Below are 25,021 nucleotides of genomic sequence, written 5' to 3'. Positions count from 1 at the left end.
ATGACCGAGCCGGACATCAAGAAGGGCCTCGCGGGAGTCGTCGTCGACACGACCGCGATCTCGAAGGTCAACCCCGAGACGAACAGCCTGCTGTACCGCGGCTACCCGGTGCAGGAGCTGGCCGACACGCAGCCGTTCGAAGCCGTCGCGTACCTGTTGTGGAACGGTGAGCTGCCCACGCCCGAGGAGCTCGCGGCGTTCCGGTTGGAGGAGCGGAAGCACCGTGCGCTGGCCGACAACGTCAAGACCGCGATCGATCTGGTGCCGTTGGACGCGCACCCGATGGACGAAGTGCGCACCGCGGTCAGCCTGATCGGTGCCTCCGATCCCGGTGCCGGCGGCTCCGTGCTCGATGCAGGCGGCAGTCCGGAGCAGAACCTCGAGCGGAGCATCCGCCTGTTCGCCGCCCTCCCGGCGATCGTCGCCTACGGTCAGCGTCGCCGTCGTGGACAGGAGATCATCGCGCCGCGCGACGACCTCGACTACTCGGCGAACTTCCTCTGGATGACCTTCGGCGAAGAAGCGGACGACGTGGTGGTCGACGCGTTCAACCGCTCGATGATCCTGTACGCCGAGCACTCCTTCAACGCCTCGACGTTCACCGCGCGCGTGATCACCTCGACCCTGAGCGACATCTACTCGGCGGTGGTCGGTGCGATCGGCGCTCTCAAGGGCCCGCTGCATGGTGGCGCCAACGAAGCCGTGCTGCACATCTTCGATGACATCGGCACAGCCGACAACGTGGTGCCGTGGCTCGACAAGGCGCTCGCCGAAAAGCGCAAGATCATGGGCTTCGGGCACCGCGTCTACAAGAAGGGCGACTCTCGGGTGCCGACCATGAAGGCCGCGCTCGACACCCTCGTGGAGCACTACGACCGCCCCGAGGTCGCCGCTCTCTACGATGCGCTCGAGTCGGAGTTCGTCGCGCGCAAGGGCATCTACCCGAACCTCGACTACCCCTCAGGGCCCGCGTACAACCTGATCGGCTTCGACACCCTGACCTTCACGCCGCTGTTCGTCGCGGCGCGGGTGACGGGGTGGACCGCGCACGTGATCGAGCAGGCCGGGGCGAACGCGTTGATCCGTCCGCTGTCCTTCTACGACGGCCCGGACGAGCGGCACGTCTCCGCCTGAGCTCCGCGTTCCCATCGCCTGAATGGCTCCATCTCCGCCCGGGATGGAGCCATTCGCGCGATTCGGGGCTGTAGCGTGCCGGCAGCCCGGGGTCAAGCGGATGCGCCGGGGAGCGCGACGGGAGTAAGACCGTATCCGGGACGAACGCGCGTCCCGGACGAAGGAGGGTCCATGTCCGCATCCGACACCACCGTCAAGGAGGTCCGCTCGCTCGTTCCCGCACGCATGGACCGGCTGCCCTGGTCTCGATTCCACTGGCTGATCGTCGTGGGACTCGGATTCTCGTGGATCCTCGACGGCCTCGAAGTGCAGATCGTCGCCGCCAACGGCTACGCCGCGACGCTCGGGATGGGACCGGCCGAGGTGGGACTCGCCGGTACGTGCTATCTGCTCGGGCAGGTGTTCGGAGCGCTCTTCTTCGGACGCCTCACCGATCGCCTCGGACGCAAGAAGCTCTTCCTCGTCTCGCTCGCGGTGTACCTCGTCGGATCCGCCGTCGCCGGACTCGCCTTCGCGCCCTGGTTCTTCTACATCTGGCGGTTCGTCGCGGGTGCCGGCATCGGCGGCGAGTACGCGGCGATCAACTCGGCGATCGACGAGATCATCCCGGCGAAGTACCGGGGCCGCGTCGACATCGCGATCAACGGCACCTACTGGGGCGGCGCGGCGCTCGGTGCCGTGGCGAACGTGTTCTTCCTGAACACCGACATCCTCCCTGAGGACATCGGCTGGCGACTCAGCTTCTTCCTCGGTCCGGTTCTCGGGATTCTGCTCATCTGGATGCGCCGACACATCCCGGAGAGCCCGAGATGGCAGATGACCCACGGGCGCGAAGAAGCGGCGGAGCGCAACGTCGACGAGATCGAGGAGCGCATCCGCAAGGAGGGCAAGAGGATCCCTCCGGTCGACGAGAGCAAGGCGATCACGGTCAAGGAGTACGGCCGTGTGCCGTTCCTCGTCATCGCGAAGGTGCTCTTCCGCAAGTATCCCCGGCGCACGCTGGTGGGCATCACGATGATGGTGACGCAGTCGTTCCTGTACAACGCGATCTTCTTCACGTATGCGCTGGTGCTCGAGAACTTCTACGACACCCCGCCGGCGTCGGCATCGCAGTACTTCATCGTGTTCGCGGTCGGAAACCTCGCCGGCGCGCTCATCCTCGGGCACTTCTTCGACACCTGGGGGCGGCGGCGGATGCTGTTCGGCACGTACATGCTCGCCGGCCTCATCCTTCTCGTGAGCGCCTTCCTGTTCAACGCCGGAGTGCTCAACGCCGCGACGCACACGGCGTTCTGGTGCGCCTCGTTCTTCTTCGCCTCGGCCGGCGCCTCCGCGGCGTACCTGACGGTCAGCGAGATCTTCCCGCTGGAGCTCCGGAGCCAGGTCATCTCGTACATCTTCTCGATCGGGCAGCTGGTCGGAGCGATCGCGCCGGTGCTCTACGGCGCCCTGATCGGTCAGAGCGCCGAGAGCGGGGACCGGGGCCCGCTGTTCTGGGGCTACGTGCTCGGCGCGGCGATCATGATGTTCGGAGGTATCGTCTGCGGGGTCTTCGGGGTGAGCGCCGCAGGGAAGTCGCTGGAAGACATCGCGGATCCGCTCTCGCTGGTGGAGTCCGGAGGGAAGGCGAAGGCGAGCGGCAGGGAATCGGGGGCCTGAGCAGAACCGGCGCCGCGATGATCGCGGCGCCGGCGACGGCTCAGGAGAGCGCCGCGATGAGCGCGCGGGCGGCGGATGCCGATGACTGCGGGTTCTGACCGGTGATGAGCAGGCCGTCGATCACGGTGTTGTCGCTCCACGGGGCGGCGATGTCGAGCTCGGCGCCCCGGGCCCGCAGTTCGCTCTCGAGCAGGAAGGGTGCGCGGTCGGCGAGGCCGCCGATGCGCTCCTCCTCATCGGTGAACCCGGTGATGCGGCGTCCGGCCACGACCGATTCTCCGGCTGCGGTGCGGGCAGGAAGCAGGGCGGCCAGTCCGTGGCAGACGGCCGCGAGCGGGCGGCCGGCGGCGAGCGTCGCCGTGATCAGCGCGGCCGAGTCCTCGTCGACCGCGAGGTCCTGCATCGGACCGTGCCCGCCGGGGTAGTAGACGGCGTCGTAGTCCGCGGGGTCGACGTCGGCCAGGATCAGCGGGGCGGCGAGCTGATGGATCGCGGCGATCGCTTCGGCGTCGCCCTCGGAGAGGCTGGACGCATCGGCGACGGGGGCGACGCCGCCCGGGGTCGCGAACGACACCGAGTGACCCGCGTCGCGCAGCGCGCGATAGGGAGTGAGCAGCTCCTCGGCCCAGTAACCGGTCGGGTGCGCGGTGCCGTCGGTGAGGGTCCAGGTGCGGGCGGCGGTGACGACGAAGAGAACAGAGGACATGCGTGCTCCAGAGGGGTCGGACGGCAGACGCCGTGCAGGATGCGATATCGAGGACAACGGACAGCTCTCGCATCCGATTCCGATAGATTTCCGATATGAGTGATCGGAATGGCGATGGGTTGCGTGACCTCGCACTGTGGCGCACCTTCCTCGCCGCGCACCGCTCCGGGTCCGTGTCGGCGGCGGCGCGCACGCTGGGAGTCGCCCAGTCCTCGGTGACGACGCAGCTGCAGGCTCTGGAGCGGAGCATCGGGGAGCCTCTCTTCGTCCGTCACGCGCGGGGGATCCTCCCGACCCCTCGCGCCGATGACCTGGCTGCGCGCCTGTCCGGTCCGCTCGACGCGCTCGCCCTCGCCCTCGGAAGCCCGTCGCCGACCGAGGCGCCCCCGATGCGAATCGGCGGCGCAGCGGAGTTCGTCGAGCGGGTGCTGATGCCCGCGCTGGCGTCGATGATCGCGGAGGGGCAACGGATCACGGTCGCCGCGGGGCTCGCGGAAGACCTGCTCGATCAGCTCCGTGCCGGAAGCCTCGACCTCGTGATCTCCGCCGTCCGACCGAAGGGCCGTGCCCTTCCTTCTGCGGCCCTCGTCGATGAGGACTTCGTGCTCGTCGCGGCCCCTTCCCTCGGTCTCGCTCCTTCGTCCGCGCTCGCACCGGGCGACCTCGACACCGTCCCCCTTCTCGCCTACGCCCACGACGTACCGATCCTGCGGCGGTACTGGCGGCATGCGTTCGGCATTCGACTCGAGCGCGAGCCCGCGCTGATCGTGTCCGACCTCCGGGCGCTCGCCGCCGCAGCCGTCGCCGGAGCGGGAATCACGGTGCTGCCGACCTATCTGATCGCCGAGGAGCTCGCCGACGGTCGGCTGGTCGTGCTGCGCGAGACCGACGATCCGCCGATCAACACCCTCTACCTGGTGCGCCGGCCAGGTCCGCTCACGGCTGCGGTGGCCGAGATCGATCGGGCGCTGCGGGCATCCGTCGCGTGACGGATGCGGAAGAGGTGCGGCGCCTCAGCGGGTGAGCCAGCTCCGCAGCGAACGGGTCACGAACGGCAGCACCCAGTAGGCCATGATCGGCGTGAGCACGAGAGTGGTGACGAGCGCGCGCAGCCAGATCGGCAGCTCGTTCCAGCCCGGCACAGGGCTCATCGCGTAGGTGAAGGCCAGGTTCACGGGGAAGAAACCGAGCCAGATCGAGGTGGCCTGCTTCCAGCGCGGCGGAGCGGGCGCGACCGTGACGGTCTCGGTGCTGCCGCCGGACGCGGGGAGCGTGATCGTCCCGGTCGTCGGCTCGTCGAACCACCCCTCGATTCCGGTGCGACGCTTGGAGCGCTCGCTGCGCACGAAGCCCTCGCCCATCGACAACCACCATGCCCGCTCGGCCGACTGCTCCCAGGCGGTGAGCGAATCCTCGCTCGCGAAGCGGTAGAGCATGTGCCAGACCTGCGAGTCCTCGCCGGCGCGCACCCAGCCCGAGCCGAGGAAGCCCGGATACTTCGTCGCGAGGTTCACCCCCGTCTGCACCCAGGCGGTCGCCTCGACGATGCGCTCGGGGTCGACTTCGCGGCGGATGGACACGGTGAGGGGTTCGGACATGGTGCGGTCCTCGGGGGAACGGGCGTCCGGGGTGAGAACGCCGAAGCGGATGCGCCAGGGGTGGCAGCGCACCGTCGATTCTAATTCGGATGCGGCGTGGCTCAGGCCGTCGCCGCCTGAACGAGGAGGACCCCCGCCGACCCGATTCGGCGGGGGTCTCGCGGCGTGGGAGCCGCGACGGGAGCGAGAGCGCTCACCGTGCGCGCGGTAGACGTGACACCCGATCCGGTCTGAGTCTCTGTCCGCGCACCTGCAGTTGTACCCGGGCGAGATGACGCGGTGGTGAACGAGACGCGAACAACCTCGATCACGAGTCGAGCGGCGGGCGCGGGGCGATACAAGGATGTCCTAGTAAATATCCGGTACTCCGAGTAAACTCCCCAATGTGCCAACGACGGCACGGAGGGATGTCACACAATGACTCGTACTATCCCGCACTTCGTGGGCGGATCGCTTCTCACTCCCGACTCGGGTCGCTTCGCCGACGTGTTCGATCCGAGCACCGGAGCGGTGCAGGCCCGTGTGCCCCTGGCCTCGGCCGACGAGGTGCGTCGCGTTATCGCGAACGCCGAAGAGGCGCAGGTCGCATGGGCGGCGACCAATCCGCAGAAGCGCGCTCGTGTGCTGTTGCGGTTCCTCGACCTGGTGCAGCAGGAGATGACGTCGCTGGCCGAGCTGCTCGCGAGCGAGCACGGCAAGACGGTCGACGACGCGAAGGGCGACATCCAGCGGGGTCTCGAGGTCATCGAATTCTCCGCCGGCGCTCCGCACCTGCTCAAGGGCGAGTACTCCACCGGCGCCGGAACCGGCATCGACGTCTATTCGATGCGCCAGCCGCTCGGGGTCGTCGCCGCGATCACCCCCTTCAACTTCCCCGCGATGATCCCGCTGTGGAAGGCGGGGCCCGCTCTCGCCGCCGGCAATGCGGTGGTGCTCAAGCCCAGCGAGCGCGATCCCTCGGTGCCGGTGCGCATCGCCGAGCTGTTCCTCGAGGCGGGCCTCCCCGCCGGCGTCCTCAACGTGGTCCACGGCGACAAGGAGGCCGTCGACACCCTGCTCACGGAGGACCGCATCCGCGCGGTCGGCTTCGTCGGTTCGACCCCGATCGCCGAGTACATCTACGCGACGGCCGCGGCCCACGGCAAGCGGGCGCAGTGCTTCGGCGGAGCGAAGAACCACATGATCGTGATGCCCGATGCCGACCTCGACCAGGCCGTCGACGCACTGATCGGCTCCGGCTACGGCTCGGCGGGTGAGCGCTGCATGGCCATCTCGGTCGCGGTGCCGGTGGGGCAGGAGACGGCGGACGCCCTCGCGGCCAAGCTCACCGAACGTGTCGCCCAGCTCCGGGTCGGCCCCTCTCTCGCACCCGACGTCGACTACGGGCCCCTGGTCACGCGAGCCGCCGTCGAACGGGTCGAAGGCTACATCCAGCAGGGGGTCGACGAGGGGGCGACGCTCCTCGCCGACGGCCGGGGCTTCACGGTCGACGGGCACGAGGAGGGCTTCTACCTCGGCCCGACCCTGTTCGACCACGTCACCACCGACATGGCGATCTACCGCGAGGAGATCTTCGGCCCTGTCCTGGTGATCGCCCGCGCCGCCGACTACGAGGAGGCGCTGCGGATGGCCTCGGAGCACGAGTACGGCAACGGCGTCGCGATCTTCACGCGCGACGGTGACGCCGCCCGCGACTTCGCGGCCCGTGTCGAGGTCGGGATGGTCGGCGTGAACGTGCCGATCCCGGTCCCGATCGCGTACTACACGTTCGGCGGCTGGAAGCGCAGCGGATTCGGCGACCTCAACCAGCACGGAACCGACGCCTTCCGGTTCTACACGAAGACCAAGACGGTGACGAGCCGGTGGCCCGCGGCAGGCATCCGCGATGGAGCCAGCTTCGTCATCCCGACCATGCACTAGCCCCGGACACCTCCCACAAGGAATCACGATGACCATGACCACCGTCACCACCACCGCCGAGGAGCGCGAGGCGATCATCGGCGCCGTCCGCGAGTTCGCCGAGACCGAGCTCGCCCCCTACGCCGCCGAACGCGATGAGAAGCACCTGTTCCCGAGGGAGTCGCTGAACCGTGCCGGCGAGCTCGGCCTCGGCGGCATCTACGTCGACGAGGAGTTCGGTGGCAGCGGCCTCAGCCGCCTCGACACCGTGGCGATCTTCGAGGAGCTCGCGAAGGGCGACCCCGCCGTCGCGGCCTACATCTCCATCCACAACATGGTGGTCTGGATGATCGACACCTACGGCGACGACACACAGCGCGGCGAATGGCTGCCGAAGCTCACCGCCATGTCCGAGTTCGGCGGCTACTGCCTCACCGAGCCGGGCGCGGGGTCGGATGCCGCGAACATCGCGACCAGCGCGGTGCGCGACGGCGACCATTTCGTGCTCACCGGGGTGAAGCAGTTCATCTCCGGAGCCGGGGAGGCCGCCGTCTACGTCGTGATGGCGCGCACGGGGGAGCCGGGAGCACGCGGCATCAGCGCGTTCCTCGTCCCGGGCGATTCCGAAGCGCTGAGCTTCGGCGCACCGGAGAAGAAGATGGGCTGGCACGCTCAGCCCACCCGTCAGGTGATCCTCGACGGTGTCCGGGTTCCGGCGTCCGCCATGCTCGGTGATGAGGGCCGCGGCTTCGCGATCGCGATGTCGGCGCTCAACGGCGGACGGCTCAACATCGCCGCCTGCTCGCTGGGCGGCGCGCAGTGGGCGCTCGACAAGGCCGTGCAGTACGTGCACGAGCGGATGGCGTTCGGAGAGCCGCTGGCCGAGAAGCAGTCGATCCTGTTCGCGATCGCCGACATGCGCACCGACCTGCACGCCGCACGCCTCATGGTGCGTGACGGCGCGCAGGCGGTCGACGAGCACGCTCCCGATGCGACGATGCGCTGCGCCATGGCCAAGCGCTTCGCGACCGATGCCGGGTTCGACGTCGCCAACCGCGCCCTCCAGCTGCACGGCGGCTACGGCTACCTGCAGGACTACGGGATCGAGAAGGTGGTCCGCGATCTGCGCGTGCACCAGATCCTGGAAGGGACGAACGAGATCATGCGACTGATCGTCGGACGCGAGATGCTGCGACCTGCGGGTTCCGCGTCGGTCCAGCGCAGCGGCGGAGATCAGACGCGGAGCGCATCATGAACGCCTCCTCGTCGAAGGCGGTCGTCGCGTTCCTCGGGCTGGGCCACATGGGGCTGCCGATGGCGAAGAACCTCGTCGAAGCCGGTCACGAGGTGCACGGCTTCGACCTCGTCCCCGCCGCCGTCGAGGCCGCGCGGGTGGCCGGCATCCGCGTGGCCCCGAGCGGCGCGGACGCGGTGTCCGAGGCCGACGTCGTCATCACGATGTTCCCCGCCGGAAAGCACGTCATCGAGGCCTATCGCACGGAACTGCTGGCGGCGGCCCGACCCGGCACCCTCTTCATCGAATCCTCCACGATCGCCGTCGACGAAGCGCGCGCTGCACACGCTCTCGCGCTCGCCGCCGGTCACCGCAACGTCGATGCTCCGGTGTCGGGCGGAGTGGTCGGTGCGGAGAACGGCACGCTCGCGTTCATGGTCGGCGGCTCGGACGAGGACTTCGCCGCGGCGTTGCCGCTGCTCGAGATCATGGGAAAGCGCATCGTGCACTGCGGCGGTCCCGGACTCGGACAGGCGGCCAAGGTCTGCAACAACATGGTGCTCGCGGTCTCGCAGATCGCGGTCGCCGAAGCGTTCGTGCTGGGGGAGCGGCTCGGACTCGAGCATCAGGCGCTCTTCGACGTCGTCTCGCAGGCCTCGGGCCAGTGCTGGTCGATCACCACGAACTGCCCCGTGCCGGGCCCGGTGCCCACGAGCCCGGCCAATCGCGACTACCAGCCGGGCTTCGCCGGCGCGCTGATGGCCAAGGATCTCGGGCTCGCGTTGCAGGCGATCGAGCAGACCTCGACCGATGCGCGCATGGGCCGGCTCGCCCAGGAGATCTACGCCGTCTTCGCGGCCGGCGACGGCGCGACGCGAGACTTCTCCGGCATCATCACCGACATCCGCGACGACCGCGTGTGATGATCGGTACTTCGACGGAGAGGGCGACATGACCGAGTACGAGACGATCCTGGTCGAGCAGCGCGGACGGGTGGGGTGGATCACCCTGAACCGCCCGGAAGCGCTGAACGCGTTGAACAGTCGGCTCGCGGAGGAGGTCACCGCAGCGGCGCTCGCCTTCGATGCGGACGAGGGCGTCGGTGCGATCGTCGTCACCGGCTCCGAGAAGGCCTTCGCCGCCGGTGCCGACATCAAGGAGATGGAGGGCATGTCCGCGGCGCAGATGCTGGAGACCGATCACTTCGGTGTCTGGCACGACTTCGCGGCCGTGCGCACACCCGTGATCGCCGCGGTCTCCGGCTTCGCCCTGGGCGGGGGATGCGAGCTGGCGATGATGTGCGACATCATCCTCGCGGCCGACAACGCCAAGTTCGGGCAGCCCGAGATCAACCTCGGAGTGATCCCCGGGATGGGCGGTACGCAGCGCCTGATCCGTGCGGTCGGATACTACAAGGCGGCCGAGTTGGTGCTGTCCGGGCGCTTCATGGGCGCAGAGGAGGCGGAGCGTTCCGGGCTCGTGTCGCGCGTGGTGCCGGCATCCGATCTCCTCGCCGAGGCGACGAAGCTCGCCGACACGATCGCTTCCAAGTCGTTGCCGTCGGTGTACGCCGCGAAGGCCGCGCTCGATACCGCGATGGAGACGACCCTCGCCGAGGGGCTGGCTCACGAGAAGCAGGCGTTCGCCGCGCTGTTCGACACCGCGGACCAGAAGGAGGGCATGTCGGCCTTCCGGGAGAAGCGGGCGCCCGACTTCCAGAACCGCTGAGTGCGTGACGAGACGAGTGCCTGACGAGACGAGTGCCTGACGAGATGTCTGCCGGAATCGGGGAGCAGTCAGCCGCGGAGCGCGTCGACGATCTTCGTGATGCGACGTTCGCGAGTCGCCTCCTGCTTCGCTTCGGCCACGCTCCTCGCGTGCTCTTTGCGTGCGGTGTACGACAGGGCGTCGAAGGCGGTGCGCAGCGCGGGGTCGGCGTCCAGGGCCGCGGCGAGCTCGGCCGGAACGTCGACCGTGCGCTCGGCGGAGTCCACCCGGATCACGGCGTCGATCTCCTGGTCGATCTCGAGTCCGAGGTCGGCGCGCACGGCCTTGCTGAAACCGATCATGTTCTCGCTGCCCATCCGCGCCAGACGCAGGCGGGCGGTGCGTCCGCCGATCGTGACGGCGACCGGGAACGCCTTGCCGGCGCCGAGAGAGGCCACCTGCTCGTCGCTGAGGAGGATCGCCGCAGCGGGGCCGCGGCCGGTGAGGACGGTGTGCAGGCGCAGTTCGCTCATGCCGAAAGGGTACGCCCGGGCTCCTCGAATTCCGCGGCGAGAATCGCGTTGCGCTCCATGATGAGGCGGCGCATGTACCCGCCGAGGAACATCGCGTCGACGATTCGGCCGAGCGGGCCGAACGGCGAGCGGAAGGTCACGGTGTCGTGCATGAGCGTGCCGGCCGGATGCTCCTCGAAACGGTGCTCGTGCAGGAATGCCGCGAACGGACCGGAGATCTGCCGATCCGAGAACGCGTGGGGAGGATCGATGTCGAAGACGATCGAGCGCAGGCGGAAGGGGATGCCGAAGTGGCGTGCCCGCCAGGTCGCGGTGGTCCCCTCGGTGAACACGCCGCCGGCCGGCGCCTCGACCATGGTCTCGCCGAACCGGGCCATGCTCTTCACGTGCAGTGCCGGGTCGAGCGATGCGGCGAACACCTCGGCAGGAGGCGCGCTGATGATCGTCTCGAGCGCGAACCGGGGCATGTCAGAGGGCTTCGGGCTGCGGGCGCGGATCGGCGAAGTCGCCGGCGTCCTTGCGCAGCCGGGCGACGATCGCGACGAGCTCGGCGGCGTCGTCGCGGCTCAGACCGGGTTCGGCGAACACGTCGGCGTTGAGAGCCTGTGTGGCGCGCTCGACCAGTTCCCGGCCGGACTCCGTCAGCACGAGCAGCGCAGCGCGTCCGTCATGGGGGTGCGGCTCACGCGCGATCAGACCGTCGCGCACCAGGCGCTCCGCGGTGCTCGTCACGGTGGTCGGGTGCACCTGGAGGCGGGCGACCACGCTCGACAGGGGCAGGCTGCCGGCGCGGCTGAAAGCCAGCAGACGCAGCACCTCGTAGCGGGCGAAGCTCAGAGCGAAGGGCTTCAGGGCCGCGTCGACACGGGCGAGCAGCAGCTGCTGGGCCCGCATGACCGAAGTGACCAGGGCCATGCCGTCCGCGGCATCCGTCCAGCCGTGCGCGAGCCACTGCCGCTTCGCCTCGGCGAGCGGATCGATGGGGAGCGGACGGGGTCGGGCCATTTCTCTACGGTAGTGGCGCAAGCGCGGGGGGCGGCGACGGCGCGCGACGCATCCGCTGTGGACATCCATGAGTCTCAGTCGCAGGTGAGCTGGAACTCAGTATCGCGGTCTAGAATTGCAGCAGTCGTGAGGAGCAATCGATGAAGATCTTCGTCCTGGTCAAAGAGGTGCCGGACACCTATGGCGATCGCAAGCTGAATCTCGAGACCGGCCTCGCCGATCGTGCGGCGGGTGACGTGGTCCTCGACGAGATCACGGAGCGGGCGCTCGAAGTGGCGCTCAGCTACGCCGACAAGAACGACGGCACCGAGGTGGTGGCGGTCTCGATGGCTCCTGAGGGCTCGACCGCGTCCGTGCGCCGGGCGCTCGCGATCGGTGCGGGCTCGGCCGTGCACATCGCCGACGAGCAGCTCGCCGGCGCCGACCTCGGTCTCACCGCCGAAGTTCTCGCCGCGGCGATCCGCCGCGGCGCCCCCGACCTCGTGATCACGGGCAACCTGTCGACCGACGGTTCCGGCGGCGTCATTCCCGCGATGTTGGCCGAACATCTCGGATTCGCGCAGGCCACCGCGCTCACGTCGGTCGAGATCACCGCCGACGGCGTCTCGGGCGTCCGTGGCTCGGATGCCGGCAGCCAGCCGGTCTCGGCGCCGCTGCCCGCCGTGATCTCGATCACCGAGGCGCTTCCCGACGCGCGGTTCCCCAACTTCAAGGGCATCATGGCGGCCAAGAAGAAGCCGCTCGAGGTGCTTGCGCTCGCCGACCTCGACGTTTCGGCGGATCCGTCCGTCGCTCCGCGCACCATCATGACCACTGTGTCGGAGAAGCCCCCGCGGGCGGCCGGCGTGAAGATCACCGATGAGGGTGACGCGGCCGACAAGCTCGTCGACTACCTCGTGCAGAACAGGCTGGTGTGAGATGACATCCTCCGAGAACCCGATCCTCGTCCTCGTCGACGTCGACCCCTCCGGCTACGTCGCGAGCAGCACGGCGGCGCTCATCGGCGCGGCTTCGACGATCGGCACGCCGGTCGCGCTGATCGTGGGCGGCAGTCCGGCCGCGGTGGATCAGGCCGCCGCGGCGGGTGCATCGGTGGTGCTGACCGCCGACGGTGAGCCGACGGCATTGACCGTGCCGATCGTGGACGCCCTGCAGGCGGCCGCCGCCCAGGTGCGCCCCGACGCCGTGCTGATCTCGAACTCGATCTCCGGACGCGACGTGGCCGGACGATTCGCGGTGCGCACGAAGAGCGCACTGTCGGTCGACGCGGTCGGAGTGTCGCGCGATGACGATGGTGTCGTCGCCCACCACTCGGTCTACGGCGGGGCCTACCTCGTCGATTCGGCACCCACGTTCGGCACTCCGGTGATCACGGTGCGCCAGGGCGCGGTGGACGCGCGCGCCGAGGCCGTGCCGTCGCACTCGGTCGAGGTGCTCGACGTCACCCCGTCCGGTGCGGTCGCGGCGACGGCCGGTCCGGTCGAGGCGGTCGAGGTCGCCTCGTCCCGTCCCGACCTGCGCGGAGCCACGCGTGTGGTCTCCGGCGGTCGAGGTCTCGCCTCGAAGGAGAAGTTCGTGCTCGTCGAAGAGCTCGCCGATGCGCTCGGTGCCGCGGTGGGTGCCTCCAGGGCCGCCGTCGACGCGGGGTACATCCCGCAGTCGCATCAGGTCGGCCAGACCGGTGTCTCGGTGTCGCCGCAGCTGTATGTCGCCCTCGGCATATCCGGCGCCATCCAGCATCGTGCCGGCATGCAGACGTCGAAGAACATCGTCGCGATCAACAAGGACCCCGAGGCGCCGATCTTCGACGTGGCGGACTTCGGGATCGTCGGCGACGTGTTCGCGGTGGTGCCGCAGGTGATCGCCGCCCTCGAGGCGCGGAAGAAGTAGCCATGGCGACGCGGATGCTGCGACGCGGTCTGCCGCGTGTACCGGGCGGAGAGCCCTGGCCCCCCGCCGATGCGGCGGCTGTGGAGGAGCCGGCGGTTGCCGTGGCACCCGAGGCTCCGACGTCGACAGAGGCTGAGCCTGCGGCGGCGTCGGATGCCGTCCCCGCCGACCGCGAGTCCGTCATGGCGGTGGATCAGGCAGCCGTGGCCACCGCAGCGCCGACCGGGAGCCCTGCTCCCGCGGCGACCGCCGGAGCCGCGCGAATCCGTCGCGGCCTGCCACGCGTGCCGGGCGGAGAGCCCTGGCCGCCATCGGTCGCCGGCGCTCCCGCCGCCGCCGTGGCGACCCCCGCTCCGCAGGCGACGCAGCCGGTATCGGCCGTCGCGGCAGCAGTTCCCGCATCTTCGGCGACCGGGAGCGCACCGGCGACGGCTGGTGCCTCGACCGCACCCCCGACCGCACCCTCGCCCGCACCCTCGCCCGCCGTCAGCGCACCCGAAGCGCCGATCGCTGCCGCAGGCGGTGTCCGTCGTGGACTGCCCCGCGTGGTCGGCGGCGAGCCGTGGCCCCCCGCAGACACCGTCCCGCTCGCACCTGCTGTCGCGGCATCCGTCGAGCCCGTGGCTCCGGCTCCGGTCGCTCCTGCGGGCACCGGGCCGAGGAGCACCCCCGCCGTCGCGGCGCCCGTGACCGCACCCGCCATCGCCGACGTCGCGACCCCGCTCCCGTGGACGCGCACGGTCTGGAACGGGCGCGCGCCACGTCACATCGCCGAGGCACCCGCCGCAGCGACTGGTCGACGCCGTCCGACGTGGCCCCAGGCCATCGCCGTGCTGTTCGGCGCCGCCGCGCTCGGAGTCCTCGCGGGCGCCGCAATCGCGTTCGTGCGCGCACTCCTGAGCTTCCCGTTCATGCAGGACTTCCTCGCAGCCTTCCCGGGCGAGTACGAGCCGGGGATCGCGGTCGAACCCGGGTTCTCGCCCTGGGTCGGCTGGCAGCACTTCTTCAACATGTTCCTGATGGTGCTGATCATCCGTTCCGGGCTCCAGGTGCGTACCGAGAAGCGGCCGACCGTCTTCTGGACGCCCCGCGGCAACGCCAAGGGCAAGATCAGCCTGAACCTCTGGTTCCACCAGTCGCTCGACATCCTGTGGCTCGTGAACGGCGTGATCTTCGTGGTGCTGCTGTTCGTGACCGGTCACTGGGTGCGCATCGTGCCGACGAGCTGGGAGGTCTTCCCGAACGCGCTGTCGGCGGCCCTCCAGTACGTCTCGTTCGACTGGCCGCACGAGAACGGCTGGAACAACTACAACAGCCTGCAGCAGCTCGCCTACTTCGCGACCGTGTTCATCGCCGCACCGCTGGCGGCGATCACCGGATTCCGCATGTCGGGGCTCTGGCCGAAGAAGGCCGAGAAGCTGTCGAAGGCCTACCCGGTCGAGTGGGCGCGCGCGCTGCACTTCCCGATCATGCTCTACTTCGTGGCGTTCATCATCGCCCACGTCGCCCTCGTGATGCTCACCGGCTTCCTGCGCAACCTGAACCACATGTTCGCTTCGCAGGACGCGGTCACCTGGACCGGATTCTGGGTGTTCATCCTCTCGCTCGTGGTGATCGCGATCGGCTGGGTGGCCGCCCGGCCCCTCGTGCTCGCGCCCATCGCGAAGGCGTTCGGCAAGGTCTCGGGCCGCTGACGTCACCGCGTCTCCCGCGACGGAAGGAAGATCATGGTCGAGGCATACATCATCGACGCGGTCCGTTCCCCGGTGGGGCGGCGTGGGGGATCGCTCTCCGGCATCCATCCCGCTGATCTCGGGGCGCACAGCCTGCGGGCGCTGGTCGACCGCGTCGGTGTCGATCCCGCCGCGATCGACGACGTCGTGCTCGGCACGATCGACGCGATCGGCGGGCAGTCGGGGAATGTCGCACGCACCGCCGCTCTGGTCGCCGGATTCCCCGAGCACGTGCCCGGCGTCACGATCGACCGTCAGTGCGGATCGAGCCAGCAGGCCGTGCACTTCGCGGCGCAGGCCGTGATGAGCGGTGTGAACGACCTCGTCATCGCGGGCGGTCTGCAGAACATGTCCCAGGTGCCTTTGACCGCGGCCGCGACCGTCGGGGAGCAGTACGGTTTCACGACCCCGTACGCGGAGTCTCCCGGCTGGCGCGAGCGCTACGGCGATCAGGAGATCTCGCAGTTCGCCGGTGCGGAGATGATCGCCGAGAAATGGGACATCTCCCGTGCGGAGATGGAGCAGTTCGCCCTGGAGAGCCACCGTCGTGCGGCCGTCGCTCAGGACGAGGGGCGTTTCGCGAACGAGATCGCGCCCCTGAACGGCCTCGCCAACGACGAGGGGGTGCGGCGGGACACGTCCCTGGAGCGGATGGCCGGACTCGCACCGCTGCGGGAGGGGGGACGGATCACCGCTGCCGTGTCGTCGCAGATCAGCGATGCCTCCAGCGCCGTGCTCATCGCCAGCGAACGGGCGGTGCGCGAGCACGGGTTCACGCCCCGCGCGCGCATCCATCGGATGACCGTTCGCGGTGCCAGTCCGGTGCTCATGCTCACCGCGCCCATCCCGGCGACCCGGCATGCTCTGGAGCGCGCGGGACTCAGTGTCGCCGACATCGATCTGTTCGAGGTGAACGAGGCCTTCGCGCCCGTCGTGCTCGCCTGGATGCGCGAACTCGATGCCCCGCACGAGAAGGTCAACGTCAACGGCGGGGCCATCGCCCTCGGGCACCCCATCGGTGCGACCGGCACCAGACTGCTCACGACCATGTTGAACGAACTCGAGCGCACCGGCGGCAGGTACGGCCTGCAGGCGATGTGCGAGGGTGGCGGCATCGCGAACGTGACCATCATCGAGCGCCTCTGAGCCGGAGCGACCGGAACCGACAGCGAGAACGGGCCGCCTCCGAGGGGAGACGGCCCGTTCTGCGTTCGTGCGCGGCGGTGTGTCAGGGGCGGACGAAGCGCACTTCGGTCAGCGTCTCGCCGAGGAACGGCTCCGTGTGCGATGCTCCGTCGAGGTGGAATCCGTTGCGCGTGTAGAAGCGGTGCGCGCGGGGGTTGTCCTCGGCCACCCACAGGTACAGAGGCTCGTCCTTCTCGACGGCCGCGTCGAACAGCTTCTGACCGATGCCGGTCGAGTGCCACGCGTCGAGCAGGTAGATGAAGTACAGCTCGCGGAACGCGGGGGCATCCTTGTCGCGGGCAGGACCGGAGCCGACGAAGCCGACGATCTCGCCGTCGACGAGCGCGGCGTTCATCTTGAACTCGGGGCCTTGCGAGGCCCAGTGCGTCCACAGCTCGGCCATGCGGCGGGGCGAGACCTTCTCCAGCGCCGCCTTGCTGATCAGGTGGTCGTAGGTCTCGTGCCAGCACTGCGCATGCACGCGACCGAGGGCTTCCGCATCCACATCACGGACCGGACGGACGATGACTTCAGGCTGGGCTTCGGCGCTCATGTTCGTGACTCTACGCGCGGCGTCCACGAAGAGGAAATCGAGGGGATGTTCGATGACACCCGATGCGTCGGCATGGAGGGTTCGCACAATGATGTTCGCGAATCGTGCACGCCTGGCTACGATCATTCTTCGTGAACGTGATCTGGCGGACCCTCCTGGTGATCCTCGGCGCTCGCCGCCGCGTGCGGCGGGGGAGGACTCTCGATGCGTCGTCGGTCAGCAGCATCCACCTGACCACGCTGCCGACCGACATCGACATCCTGCGCCACATGAACAACGGGCGCTATCTGTCGCTCTTCGACCTCGGACGCTGGGATCTGCTGATACGCACCGGGCTGTTCGACGCGATGAAGGACCGCGGCTGGTACGCGGTCGTCTCCAGCGAGACGGTCACGTTCCGCAAGTCGCTCCAGCTCTGGCAGCGGTTCGAGGTGCAGTCGCGCTTCATCGGGCACGACGACAAGGCGGTGTTCCTCGAGCACAGGGCCGTCGTCGACGGAGAGATCTACGCGCGGGTGATCGTGCGCTCGCGCATGTTGCGCCGTACCGGCGGCACCGTCAGCAACGAAGAGCTGTTCGCCGCCGTCGGCAAGCCCGAGGGCGTGCCGGAGATCGATGCGTGGGTGCACGACTGGGCCGCGGCATCCGCCCTCCCTCCCGTGCGGGTGAAGGCCCCGAGCGTCTGGGGCTGAGCAGCGGTTCTCGACACCCCGGGCGGGCGGACCTTAGGGTGGGTGTCGCGCGAGACGAGCACGGTTGAGCGCGATGACGTCGGGAGGATCCATGCCGCAGGAGCGCCCGCGAGCAGATCGGGAATGGATGCCCGTGACGATCGTCCTCCCGATGCTGCTCTCGGCGACTCTCGTCGCGGCGTGGATCGCGGCCGGGTTCATCCTGGTCTGGCTCTTCCGCGCCTTCCCCACGCCGGCGAACGGGACATCGTCGATTCTCTGGGGCGTCGTGGTGCTGCTCGGCCTTCTGGTGAACATGACGATCCTCATCGGGCTCGCCCGACGCACCGCGTGGATGCGGTGGGTCGTCGTGGTGCAGGCGCTGGCGATGATGGCGCTGCTGATCGCGACGCCGTTCGGACTCTGGGCGGTGCTGGTCTGCGGCGGTCAATCGGTGCTGCTGTTCCTTCCGCCATCGCGGAGGTGGTTTCGCGGCCGACCGATTCCGCAGGCCGCGCTCGTCGAAACCTCCTGATCCGAACACGATCGCTTCGCCGCCGGGGGAGCGCCCCGAGATCTTCCTCCTCCGCTTTCCGTAAGAACCCCGCTTCTTTCCCTGTCACAGAGCCGAAGGAGGGGCGCTTCCGGAGCGCTCCTCAGTACTCTGAGCGGGAAGTCAGGGGCGCAGACGCCCCGGTGATCCCGTCGACGCAGACGGGCGGAGGAGGAAGTAGTGGCAGTCATCGGCATCGTGCGGGAGCCTGCGGGCGAAGCGCGGGTCTCGGCCACCCCGGCGACGATCGCGTCGCTCGGGAAGCTGGGCCACACGGTCAGAGTCGAGCGGGGAGCGGGCGCTGCGGCCTCGTACCCCGACGCCGAGTACGCGGCGGCGGATGCGGCGCTGGTGGATCGCGCAGAGGCCTGGGGGAGCGAGATCGTCCTCGCGATCACAGCTCCCGGGGCGGAGGAGATCGCCCTCCTCTCCGATGACGCCACCCTCATCGCCCTGCTCTCACCGGCACTGCGCCCCGATCTCGTCCAGTCGCTCGCGCAGCGCGGCATCACGGCGCTCGCGCTCGATGCGGTGCCGCGCATCTCGCGGGCGCAGTCGATGGACGTGCTCAGCTCGATGGCGAACATCGCCGGGTACCGGGCCGTCGTCGAGGCCGCGCACGAGTTCGGCCGCTTCTTCACGGGGCAGGTGACCGCCGCGGGCAAGGTGCCGCCGGCGAAGGTGCTGGTCGCGGGAGCCGGAGTCGCGGGGCTTGCGGCCATCGGCGCGGCATCGAGTCTCGGTGCGATCGTCCGCGCCACGGATCCGCGCCCCGAGGTCGCCGACCAGGTCACCTCGATCGGTGGCAGCTACCTCCCGGTCGACGTCGAGGTCGCGGCCTCCACCGACGGCTATGCCAAGGCGACCAGCGCGGACTATGACCGCAGGGCCGCCGAGATCTACACCGAGCAGGCCGCCGACGTGGACATCATCATCACCACTGCGCTGATCCCCGGACGCGCGGCGCCGCGCCTGATCACGGTATCCGATGTCGCACAGATGAAGCCGGGCAGCGTGATCGTCGACATGGCCGCGGGCCAGGGCGGCAACGTCGAGGGCTCGGTCGCGGGCGAGCGCGTCGTCACGGACAACGGTGTGATCATCCTGGGCTACACCGACCTGGCCTCGCGTCTGGCCGCACAGGCCTCCCAGCTCTACGGCACGAACCTCGCCAACCTCGTGGCGCTGCTGACGCCTGCGAAGGACGGGCGGCTGGTGATCGACTTCGACGATGTCGTGCAGCGCTCGGTCACGGTCGTGCGCGACGGCGAGGTCACCTGGCCCCCGCCTGCCGTGCAGGTCGCCGCCGCTCCCGCCCCAAAGGCCGCGGCGGCGCCGGTCGAGGTCGCACCGCCGAAGAAGATGTCCGCCGCCCGCAAAGTCACGCTGATCGTGGTGGGCGTCGCCGCGCTGTTCGCCGTGAACGCGTTCGCCCCGGCCCCGCTGCCGCAGCACTTCACGGTGCTCGTGCTGTCGGTGGTGATCGGCTTCTACGTGATCGGCAAGGTGCATCACGCGCTGCACACCCCGCTCATGTCGGTGACCAACGCCATCTCGGGAGTGATCGTGGTCGGCGCGATGCTGCAGATCACGTCGCCGCTGCCGGTGGTGCAGGTGCTCGCCGCGATCGCGGTGCTGCTGGCCTCCATCAACATCTTCGGAGGGTTCGCGGTGACCCGACGAATGCTCGCGATGTTCACACTCGGGACATCGGCGAAGGGCGGCCGGAAATGACCGTCGACGCGCTCGCCGGGGCGGCCTACATCGTCGCCGCCCTGCTGTTCATCCTCAGCCTCGCCGGCCTCAGTCGCCATGAATCCGCCCGCTCCGGTGTGGTCTACGGCATCGCGGGCATGGCGATCGCGCTGGTCGCGACGGTCGCCCTCACCATGGCCGACGCATGGAGCACCGGTGCCTTCCTCGGGCTGGGCCTGCTCGTGGCCGCGGTGCTGATCGGGGCGGCCATCGGGCTCTGGCGAGCGCGGGTCGTGGAGATGACCGGCATGCCCGAGCTCATCGCGCTCCTGCACAGCTTCGTCGGCCTCGCCGCGGTGCTCGTCGGCTGGAACGGCTACCTCGCGCACCCGGAGATCGCCCCCGAGCTCGTCGGCATCCACAACGCCGAGGTGTTCATCGGGATCTTCATCGGCGGCGTCACCTTCACCGGGTCGATCGTGGCGTACCTCAAGCTCTCGGCGAAGATGTCGTCGAAGCCGCTCATGCTCCCGGGCAAGAACGGGCTCAACATCGGGGCTCTCATCGCGTTCGTCGCCCTGACCGTGTGGTTCGTGAACGACCAGCAGCTGTGGCTCCTGATCGCGGTCACCGTGCTCGCCTTCGCCGTGGGCTGGCACCTGGTCGCCTCGATCGGCGGCGGAGACATGCCGGTCGTCGTCTCGATGCTCAACAGCTATTCGGGTTGGGCCGCCGCCGCGGCGGGGTTCCTCCTGAACAACGACCTGCTGATCGTCACGGGCGCGCTCGTCGGATCGTCGGGTGCGTACCTCTCGTACGTGATGTGCAAGGCCATGAACCGCTCGTTCCTCTCCGTCATCGCCGGGGGATTCGGGGTCGCGGCGCCGACCTCCGACGACACCGAATACGGCGAGCACCGCGAGATCACCGCCGAGGGCGCGGCGGAGATGCTCGTCGCCGCCGACAGCGTCGTCATCACCCCTGGCTACGGCATGGCCGTCGCACAGGCGCAGTACCCCGTCGCCGATCTGGTCCGGCGGCTCCGCGACCGGGGCGTCGATGTGCGGTTCGGCATCCATCCGGTCGCGGGACGGCTGCCCGGTCACATGAACGTGCTGCTGGCCGAAGCCAAGGTGCCGTACGACATCGTCCTGAGCATGGACGAGATCAACGACTACCTCGCCTCCACCTCGGTGGTGCTGGTCATCGGCGCGAACGACACCGTGAACCCGGCCGCCGCCGAGGACCCGGGGAGCCCGATCGCCGGGATGCCGGTGCTGAAGGTGTGGGAGGCCGAGAGCGTCATCGTGTTCAAGCGCTCGATGGCCGCCGGGTACGCAGGGGTGCAGAACCCGCTGTTCTTCCGCGACAACGCGTCGATGCTGTTCGGAGATGCGAAACAGCGGGTGGAGGACATCATCGCGGCGCTCTGAATCCGTTTCGAATCGCGCAGATGACGGCATCCGAGCGGGAAAAGCGACCATTTGCGCGATTCGAACGGCGGGAGGATCCTGCTCCAGACCTAGGCTGAAATCCATGGCAGACCTCCCGCCGGATGCCGTGGCATCCGCACCCCTCGCAGACCGTGCCGTCGAGCTGGCTCGGCGGTGGGCGATCGAGGCCGCGGCGATCGAACCCGACCCCGCGGCCGCACGGCTCGCGGGCGTGCTGCAGGACACGAACGGGCTGCCGTTCACGCTCGGCTTCGTCGACGGCGTCATGCGCCCGGAGAGCCTGACCGCGGCCGCCTCGCAGCTGCATCGGATCGCACCGATCGTGCCGGAGTTCCTGCCCTGGTACCTGCGCTCGGCCGTGCGTCTCGGTGGTGGTGTCGCGCAGGTCCTGCCGTCACCCGTCGTGCCGATCGCCCGTCGGGTGCTCCGTGACATGGTCGGGCATCTCGTGGTGGATGCGCGACCTGCGAAGCTCGGGGCGGCGATCGAGCGGATCCGGGAGAGCGGCTCCCGTCTCAACCTGAACCTGCTCGGCGAGGCCGTGCTCGGCGAGGCGGAGGCGCGGCGACGGCTCGACGGCATCCACGCGCTCATCCGGCGTCCCGATGTCGACTACGTCTCGGTGAAGGTCTCGGCGATCATCAGCCACCTCTCCATGTGGGCGTTCGACGAGGTCGTCGACGAGGTGGTCGAAAGACTGCTCCCGCTGTACCTGACGGCGGCGGCCGACGGCACCTTCCTGAACCTCGACATGGAGGAGTACCGCGACCTCGACCTCACGATCGCGGTCTTCACGCGCATCCTCGAGGACCCGCGCCTGGCCGGGCTCGAAGCGGGCATCGTGCTGCAGGCCTACCTGCCCGACGCCCTGCCCGCCCTGCAGGAGCTCACCGCCTGGTCGCGGGACCGTGTCGCGCACGGCGGCGCCCGCATCAAGGTGCGCCTCGTGAAGGGGGCGAACCTCGCGATGGAGAACGTCGAGGCCCGGATGCACGGCTGGACGCCCGCGACCTACGACACCAAGCTCGACACCGACGCGAACTACCTGCGCTGTCTGGATTGGGCTCTGCAGCCCGAGCACACCGCGGCCGTGAAGCTGGGCATCGCAGGGCACAACCTCTTCGGCATCGCGTATGCCTGGCTGCTCGCCGGAGAACGGGGGGTGCGCGAGGCCGTCGAGTTCGAGATGCTCCTGGGCATGGCCCAGGGGCAGGTGCAGGCCGTCTCGCGTGAGGTCGGCCCCGTGCTGCTGTACGTGCCGGTGGTCGAGCCCGCCGAGTTCGACGTGGCGATCAGCTACCTGGTGCGCCGGCTCGAGGAGAATGCTTCGCCGGAAAACTTCCTCTCCGCCGCGTTCCGGCTCGGCGAGGACGAGTCGCTGTTCGTGCGGGAGCAGGACCGCTTCCTCGATGCACTGGACAGGTCGGGCGACGCCACGCTGCGCATCGGACCGCGTCGCACGCAGGACCGCAGCGCGCCCGTGCACGAGTCCGTGCGGACGGCACCCGCAGCCCCGGTGCCCGAGACCGACCTCACCAAGGCGGTGCTCGGCATCTCGCGCGGATCCGACGACGGCGGGCGCGAGGCGTTCCTCGAGACCGCCGTGTACTCGGCGCGTGAGCTGGACCAGGATGCCGGTGGCGCTCCGGGCTTCTCGAACACGGTCGACACCGATCCTGCTCTCCCCGCGAACCGGGAGTGGGCACGCGAGGTGCGCGAGCGCATCGCCGCCTCCGATCTGGGAGACGCCACGATCGCGTCTGCACGGGTGTCCGATCCCGAGGATCTCGAGCGGATCGTGCAGGGCGTGCGCCGGGCCGCTCCATCCTGGGGTGGGCGGCCGGCTGCCGAGCGGGCCGAGGTGCTGCTGCGTGCGGCGGCCGCACTCGAGTCGCGGCGAGGGGACCTCATCGAGGTCGCGGCCTCCGAGACGGGCAAGGTCTTGGCGGAAGCCGACGTCGAGGTCAGCGAAGCCGTCGACTTCGCCCGCTACTACGCCGCCAAGGCGCGCGAGCTCGACGCGATCGCCGGCGCCGTGTTCGTTCCGGCATCCGTCACCGTCGTCACGCCGCCCTGGAACTTCCCCCTCGCGATCCCCGCGGGTGGGGTGCTCGCCGCGCTCGCCGCAGGTTCGGGTGTCGTCTTCAAGCCCGCTCCGCAGGCCCGCCGCTGCGCCGCCGTCATCGCCGAGACCCTGTGGCAGGCGGGGGTGCCGCGCGACCTGCTCGCGCTCGTCGACATCGAGGAGGGGGAGCTCGGCCGCGAGCTCATCACGCACGACGCCGTCGACCGGGTGATCCTCACCGGCGCGTGGGACACGGCGGCGCTGTTCCGCTCCTGGCGCTCCGATCTGCCGCTTCTCGCGGAGACCAGCGGCAAGAACGCGATCATCATTACCCCCTCGGCGGATCTCGATCTCGCGGTCGCCGACCTCGTCAAGAGCGCTTTCGGACACGCCGGGCAGAAGTGCTCGGCGGCCTCGCTCGCCATCCTCGTGGGACCGGTCGGACGCTCCGCCCGGTTCGCGCGTCAGCTGGCCGACGCCGTGCGGTCGCTGCACGTCGGGCAGCCCACCGATCCGCTGGCCGAGGTGGGCCCGGTGATCGACCAGCCGACCGGAAAGCTCGCGTGGGCGCTGAGCGAGCTGGAGGGCGACGAGCAATGGCTGATCGAACCGTCGCTCGCGGCGGGGGACGACGGCAGCCGACGCCTGTGGCGGCCCGGGGTGCGGGTCGGGGTCCAGCCGGGGTCGCGTTTCCATACCGAGGAGTTCTTCGGGCCGGTGCTCGGCGTGATGCATGCGCCGACGCTCGCGCGCGCCGTCGAGATGCAGAACGCCGTCGCCTACGGCCTCACCGCAGGACTCCACACCCAGGACCCGGAGGAGCTCGCGTTCTGGCTCGGCCGTGTGCAGGCGGGCAACCTCTACGTGAACCGTGGCATCACCGGAGCCATCGTGCAGCGCCAGCCGTTCGGAGGGTGGAAGCGCTCCTCCGTCGGCCCCGGTGCCAAGGCGGGCGGCCCGAACTACCTCATCGGTCTGGGATCCTGGCGTTCCCTGCCGGGTGGGCCGGCCTCCAGCACGCTGCATCTGCGGGGACTCGACTCCCGCATCACCGCCCTCATCGAGGCGGCCCAGTCGTCGCTCGCCTACGAGTCGTTCGAGTGGTTGCGGCGCTCGGCCTTGTCGGATGCGCTGGCCTGGGACCGCGAGTTCGGGCAGGTCCGTGATGTCTCGCGTCTCGGCGTCGAGCGCAACCTGTTCCGCTATCGCCCGGTGCCGGTCGAGGTCCGCGCGACCGACGATGCGGCACTGCAGGATCTGCTGCGCGTCGTGATCGCGGGTGTGCGGTCAGGGGCGAAGTTCGTCATCTCGACTCCGGTCGGGGTGCCCGGCGAGGTGCGTCGCGCTCTCGGTGACCTGGATGCCCCGGTGTTTCTGGAGAGCGACGACGAGTGGCTGCAGCGGCTGCTGCGACAGGACGATGCGCCTGAAGGTGTCGCGCTGCCGGTGAGCGATCGGGTGCGGCTGGTCGGCGGGCGGGAGGGTGTCGCCGCCCTTCGCGCGAAACTCGCCACGGCTTCCGCCGGCGATCCCGATCTCGCAGTGTACGACGGCGAGGTGACGGCCGCCGCCCGCATCGAGCTGCTGCCGTTCGTGCACGAGCAGTCGATCTCGATCACCGCCCACCGCTACGGCAACCTCGACCCGTGGAGCAGCGACGTGATCTGAGCCTGGTGTAAAGAATTCTTGACACGCCTCACCGACGGACGTACGCTGAGCGTGTCAATAATCTTTTACATCGGAGTCG

Annotated in this window: 22 protein-coding genes; 16 read left to right on the top strand and 6 right to left on the bottom strand. The window is 69.4% G+C overall.

Going from position 1 to position 25,021, the window contains the following annotated elements; all coding sequences use genetic code 11:
- Together GZ64_RS0116730 and GZ64_RS0116725 are read left to right on the top strand one after the other, a co-directional pair.
- Positions 1–1,134: a bifunctional 2-methylcitrate synthase/citrate synthase gene (locus GZ64_RS0116730; protein WP_029267762.1), complete on the top strand. Its 1,134-nt coding sequence runs from the start codon at positions 1–3 to the stop codon at positions 1,132–1,134.
- Positions 1,135–1,305: 171 nt separating this feature from the next.
- Complete coding sequence (locus GZ64_RS0116725; protein ID WP_029267759.1) at positions 1,306–2,793, top strand: MFS transporter; 1,488 nt, start codon at positions 1,306–1,308, stop codon at positions 2,791–2,793.
- A gap of 40 nt (positions 2,794–2,833) precedes the next feature.
- Here GZ64_RS0116725 and GZ64_RS0116720 read toward each other — a convergent pair whose 3' ends face one another.
- Positions 2,834–3,499, bottom strand: coding sequence for a type 1 glutamine amidotransferase domain-containing protein (locus tag GZ64_RS0116720; protein ID WP_021200330.1), 666 nt, complete (start codon positions 3,497–3,499; stop codon positions 2,834–2,836).
- A 95-nt stretch (positions 3,500–3,594) separates the two neighbouring features.
- Here GZ64_RS0116720 and GZ64_RS0116715 point away from each other — a divergent pair, with 95 nt between their 5' ends.
- Entirely contained in the window at positions 3,595–4,488 is an 894-nt protein-coding gene (locus GZ64_RS0116715) for a LysR family transcriptional regulator (RefSeq protein ID WP_029267758.1), read from the top strand.
- Positions 4,489–4,512: 24 nt separating this feature from the next.
- On the opposite strand, the gene GZ64_RS0116710 is transcribed toward GZ64_RS0116715, so the two are convergent.
- Complete coding sequence (locus GZ64_RS0116710) at positions 4,513–5,097, bottom strand: antibiotic biosynthesis monooxygenase (protein WP_029267757.1); 585 nt, start codon at positions 5,095–5,097, stop codon at positions 4,513–4,515.
- 417 nt (positions 5,098–5,514) lie between these two features.
- On the opposite strand from GZ64_RS0116710, the gene GZ64_RS0116705 reads away from it, so the two are divergent.
- Genes GZ64_RS0116705 through GZ64_RS0116690 form a run of 4 tightly spaced genes read left to right on the top strand, consistent with a single transcriptional unit; the run spans position 5,515 to position 9,958 of the window.
- The gene (locus GZ64_RS0116705; protein WP_029267754.1) at positions 5,515–7,017 is read left to right on the top strand and encodes a CoA-acylating methylmalonate-semialdehyde dehydrogenase; all 1,503 of its coding nucleotides are present in this window, start codon (positions 5,515–5,517) and stop codon (positions 7,015–7,017) included.
- 28 nt (positions 7,018–7,045) lie between these two features.
- Positions 7,046–8,251 carry an acyl-CoA dehydrogenase family protein gene (locus GZ64_RS0116700; protein ID WP_029259511.1) on the top strand — a complete coding sequence of 402 codons (1,206 nt, stop codon included), beginning with the start codon at positions 7,046–7,048 and terminating at the stop codon, positions 8,249–8,251.
- Complete coding sequence (gene mmsB / locus GZ64_RS0116695) at positions 8,248–9,153, top strand: 3-hydroxyisobutyrate dehydrogenase (RefSeq protein WP_029259512.1); 906 nt, start codon at positions 8,248–8,250, stop codon at positions 9,151–9,153. Before GZ64_RS0116700 ends, mmsB begins: the two co-directional genes overlap by 4 nt.
- 28 nt (positions 9,154–9,181) lie before the next feature.
- Positions 9,182–9,958, top strand: coding sequence for an enoyl-CoA hydratase-related protein (locus GZ64_RS0116690; RefSeq protein WP_029267752.1), 777 nt, complete (start codon positions 9,182–9,184; stop codon positions 9,956–9,958).
- A gap of 68 nt (positions 9,959–10,026) precedes the next feature.
- Here GZ64_RS0116690 and GZ64_RS0116685 read toward each other — a convergent pair whose 3' ends face one another.
- From GZ64_RS0116685 to GZ64_RS0116675, 3 genes are read right to left on the bottom strand one after another with little or no spacing between them, the layout of a single operon-like run.
- Entirely contained in the window at positions 10,027–10,470 is a 444-nt protein-coding gene (locus GZ64_RS0116685) for a YdeI/OmpD-associated family protein (RefSeq protein ID WP_021200337.1), read from the bottom strand.
- A complete protein-coding gene (locus GZ64_RS0116680; protein ID WP_029259515.1) occupies positions 10,467–10,937 on the bottom strand; it encodes an SRPBCC family protein in 471 nt (156 codons plus the stop codon). Before GZ64_RS0116680 ends, GZ64_RS0116685 begins: the two co-directional genes overlap by 4 nt.
- Position 10,938: 1 nt before the next feature.
- On the bottom strand, positions 10,939–11,475 hold the full coding sequence (locus tag GZ64_RS0116675) for a MarR family winged helix-turn-helix transcriptional regulator (RefSeq protein WP_029267750.1): 537 nt from the start codon (positions 11,473–11,475) through the stop codon (positions 10,939–10,941).
- A 140-nt stretch (positions 11,476–11,615) separates the two neighbouring features.
- On the opposite strand from GZ64_RS0116675, the gene GZ64_RS0116670 reads away from it, so the two are divergent.
- The 4 genes from GZ64_RS0116670 to GZ64_RS0116655 are packed head-to-tail and all read left to right on the top strand — an operon-like array spanning position 11,616 to position 16,244.
- Entirely contained in the window at positions 11,616–12,392 is a 777-nt protein-coding gene (locus GZ64_RS0116670) for an electron transfer flavoprotein subunit beta/FixA family protein (protein ID WP_029259516.1), read from the top strand.
- 1 nt (position 12,393) lies between these two features.
- Positions 12,394–13,365: an electron transfer flavoprotein subunit alpha/FixB family protein gene (locus tag GZ64_RS0116665; protein WP_029267748.1), complete on the top strand. Its 972-nt coding sequence runs from the start codon at positions 12,394–12,396 to the stop codon at positions 13,363–13,365.
- A 2-nt stretch (positions 13,366–13,367) separates the two neighbouring features.
- Positions 13,368–15,059, top strand: a complete 1,692-nt coding sequence (locus GZ64_RS0116660; protein ID WP_029267746.1) for a cytochrome b/b6 domain-containing protein — start codon at positions 13,368–13,370, stop codon at positions 15,057–15,059.
- 33 nt (positions 15,060–15,092) lie between these two features.
- On the top strand, positions 15,093–16,244 hold the full coding sequence (locus GZ64_RS0116655) for an acetyl-CoA C-acetyltransferase (RefSeq protein WP_029267744.1): 1,152 nt from the start codon (positions 15,093–15,095) through the stop codon (positions 16,242–16,244).
- Between the two features lie 82 nt (positions 16,245–16,326).
- Here the strand turns inward: GZ64_RS0116655 and GZ64_RS0116650 are convergent, their stop codons facing one another.
- Positions 16,327–16,836, bottom strand: coding sequence for a GNAT family N-acetyltransferase (locus GZ64_RS0116650; protein ID WP_029267742.1), 510 nt, complete (start codon positions 16,834–16,836; stop codon positions 16,327–16,329).
- A gap of 131 nt (positions 16,837–16,967) precedes the next feature.
- On the opposite strand from GZ64_RS0116650, the gene GZ64_RS0116645 reads away from it, so the two are divergent.
- From GZ64_RS0116645 to GZ64_RS0116625, 5 genes are all read left to right on the top strand, one after another.
- A complete protein-coding gene (locus tag GZ64_RS0116645) occupies positions 16,968–17,528 on the top strand; it encodes an acyl-CoA thioesterase (RefSeq protein ID WP_021200345.1) in 561 nt (186 codons plus the stop codon).
- A gap of 133 nt (positions 17,529–17,661) precedes the next feature.
- Entirely contained in the window at positions 17,662–18,042 is a 381-nt protein-coding gene (locus tag GZ64_RS0116640; RefSeq protein ID WP_136025510.1) for a hypothetical protein, read from the top strand.
- A 198-nt stretch (positions 18,043–18,240) separates the two neighbouring features.
- A complete protein-coding gene (locus GZ64_RS0116635; RefSeq protein WP_029267740.1) occupies positions 18,241–19,794 on the top strand; it encodes a Re/Si-specific NAD(P)(+) transhydrogenase subunit alpha in 1,554 nt (517 codons plus the stop codon).
- Complete coding sequence (gene pntB / locus GZ64_RS0116630; protein WP_029267738.1) at positions 19,791–21,188, top strand: Re/Si-specific NAD(P)(+) transhydrogenase subunit beta; 1,398 nt, start codon at positions 19,791–19,793, stop codon at positions 21,186–21,188. The genes GZ64_RS0116635 and pntB overlap by 4 nt, the downstream gene beginning before the upstream one ends.
- A gap of 103 nt (positions 21,189–21,291) precedes the next feature.
- Positions 21,292–24,942: a proline dehydrogenase family protein gene (locus GZ64_RS0116625; protein ID WP_029267737.1), complete on the top strand. Its 3,651-nt coding sequence runs from the start codon at positions 21,292–21,294 to the stop codon at positions 24,940–24,942.
- Positions 24,943–25,021: the final 79 nt, after the last annotated feature.

The organism is Microbacterium sp. Cr-K32, assembly GCF_000708345.1.
Classification (GTDB): Bacteria; Actinomycetota; Actinomycetes; order Actinomycetales; family Microbacteriaceae; genus Microbacterium; species Microbacterium maritypicum_A.
The sequence above is the reverse complement of the archived record's forward strand: the minus strand, read 5'-3'. Positions and strand labels throughout refer to the sequence as shown.

What these genes read in the sequence shown, in the direction of transcription:
- GZ64_RS0116730 (WP_029267762.1), top strand. Translation starts at nt 1, where the DNA reads ATGACCGAGCCGGACATCAAGAAGGGCCTCGCGGGAGTCGTCGTCGAC.
- GZ64_RS0116725 (WP_029267759.1), top strand. Translation starts at nt 1,306, where the DNA reads ATGTCCGCATCCGACACCACCGTCAAGGAGGTCCGCTCGCTCGTTCCC.
- GZ64_RS0116720 (WP_021200330.1), bottom strand. Translation starts at nt 3,499, where the DNA reads ATGTCCTCTGTTCTCTTCGTCGTCACCGCCGCCCGCACCTGGACCCTC.
- GZ64_RS0116715 (WP_029267758.1), top strand. Translation starts at nt 3,595, where the DNA reads ATGAGTGATCGGAATGGCGATGGGTTGCGTGACCTCGCACTGTGGCGC.
- GZ64_RS0116710 (WP_029267757.1), bottom strand. Translation starts at nt 5,097, where the DNA reads ATGTCCGAACCCCTCACCGTGTCCATCCGCCGCGAAGTCGACCCCGAG.
- GZ64_RS0116705 (WP_029267754.1), top strand. Translation starts at nt 5,515, where the DNA reads ATGACTCGTACTATCCCGCACTTCGTGGGCGGATCGCTTCTCACTCCC.
- GZ64_RS0116700 (WP_029259511.1), top strand. Translation starts at nt 7,046, where the DNA reads ATGACCATGACCACCGTCACCACCACCGCCGAGGAGCGCGAGGCGATC.
- mmsB (WP_029259512.1), top strand. Translation starts at nt 8,248, where the DNA reads ATGAACGCCTCCTCGTCGAAGGCGGTCGTCGCGTTCCTCGGGCTGGGC.
- GZ64_RS0116690 (WP_029267752.1), top strand. Translation starts at nt 9,182, where the DNA reads ATGACCGAGTACGAGACGATCCTGGTCGAGCAGCGCGGACGGGTGGGG.
- GZ64_RS0116685 (WP_021200337.1), bottom strand. Translation starts at nt 10,470, where the DNA reads ATGAGCGAACTGCGCCTGCACACCGTCCTCACCGGCCGCGGCCCCGCT.
- GZ64_RS0116680 (WP_029259515.1), bottom strand. Translation starts at nt 10,937, where the DNA reads ATGCCCCGGTTCGCGCTCGAGACGATCATCAGCGCGCCTCCTGCCGAG.
- GZ64_RS0116675 (WP_029267750.1), bottom strand. Translation starts at nt 11,475, where the DNA reads ATGGCCCGACCCCGTCCGCTCCCCATCGATCCGCTCGCCGAGGCGAAG.
- GZ64_RS0116670 (WP_029259516.1), top strand. Translation starts at nt 11,616, where the DNA reads ATGAAGATCTTCGTCCTGGTCAAAGAGGTGCCGGACACCTATGGCGAT.
- GZ64_RS0116665 (WP_029267748.1), top strand. Translation starts at nt 12,394, where the DNA reads ATGACATCCTCCGAGAACCCGATCCTCGTCCTCGTCGACGTCGACCCC.
- GZ64_RS0116660 (WP_029267746.1), top strand. Translation starts at nt 13,368, where the DNA reads ATGGCGACGCGGATGCTGCGACGCGGTCTGCCGCGTGTACCGGGCGGA.
- GZ64_RS0116655 (WP_029267744.1), top strand. Translation starts at nt 15,093, where the DNA reads ATGGTCGAGGCATACATCATCGACGCGGTCCGTTCCCCGGTGGGGCGG.
- GZ64_RS0116650 (WP_029267742.1), bottom strand. Translation starts at nt 16,836, where the DNA reads ATGAGCGCCGAAGCCCAGCCTGAAGTCATCGTCCGTCCGGTCCGTGAT.
- pntB (WP_029267738.1), top strand. Translation starts at nt 19,791, where the DNA reads ATGACCGTCGACGCGCTCGCCGGGGCGGCCTACATCGTCGCCGCCCTG.
- GZ64_RS0116625 (WP_029267737.1), top strand. Translation starts at nt 21,292, where the DNA reads ATGGCAGACCTCCCGCCGGATGCCGTGGCATCCGCACCCCTCGCAGAC.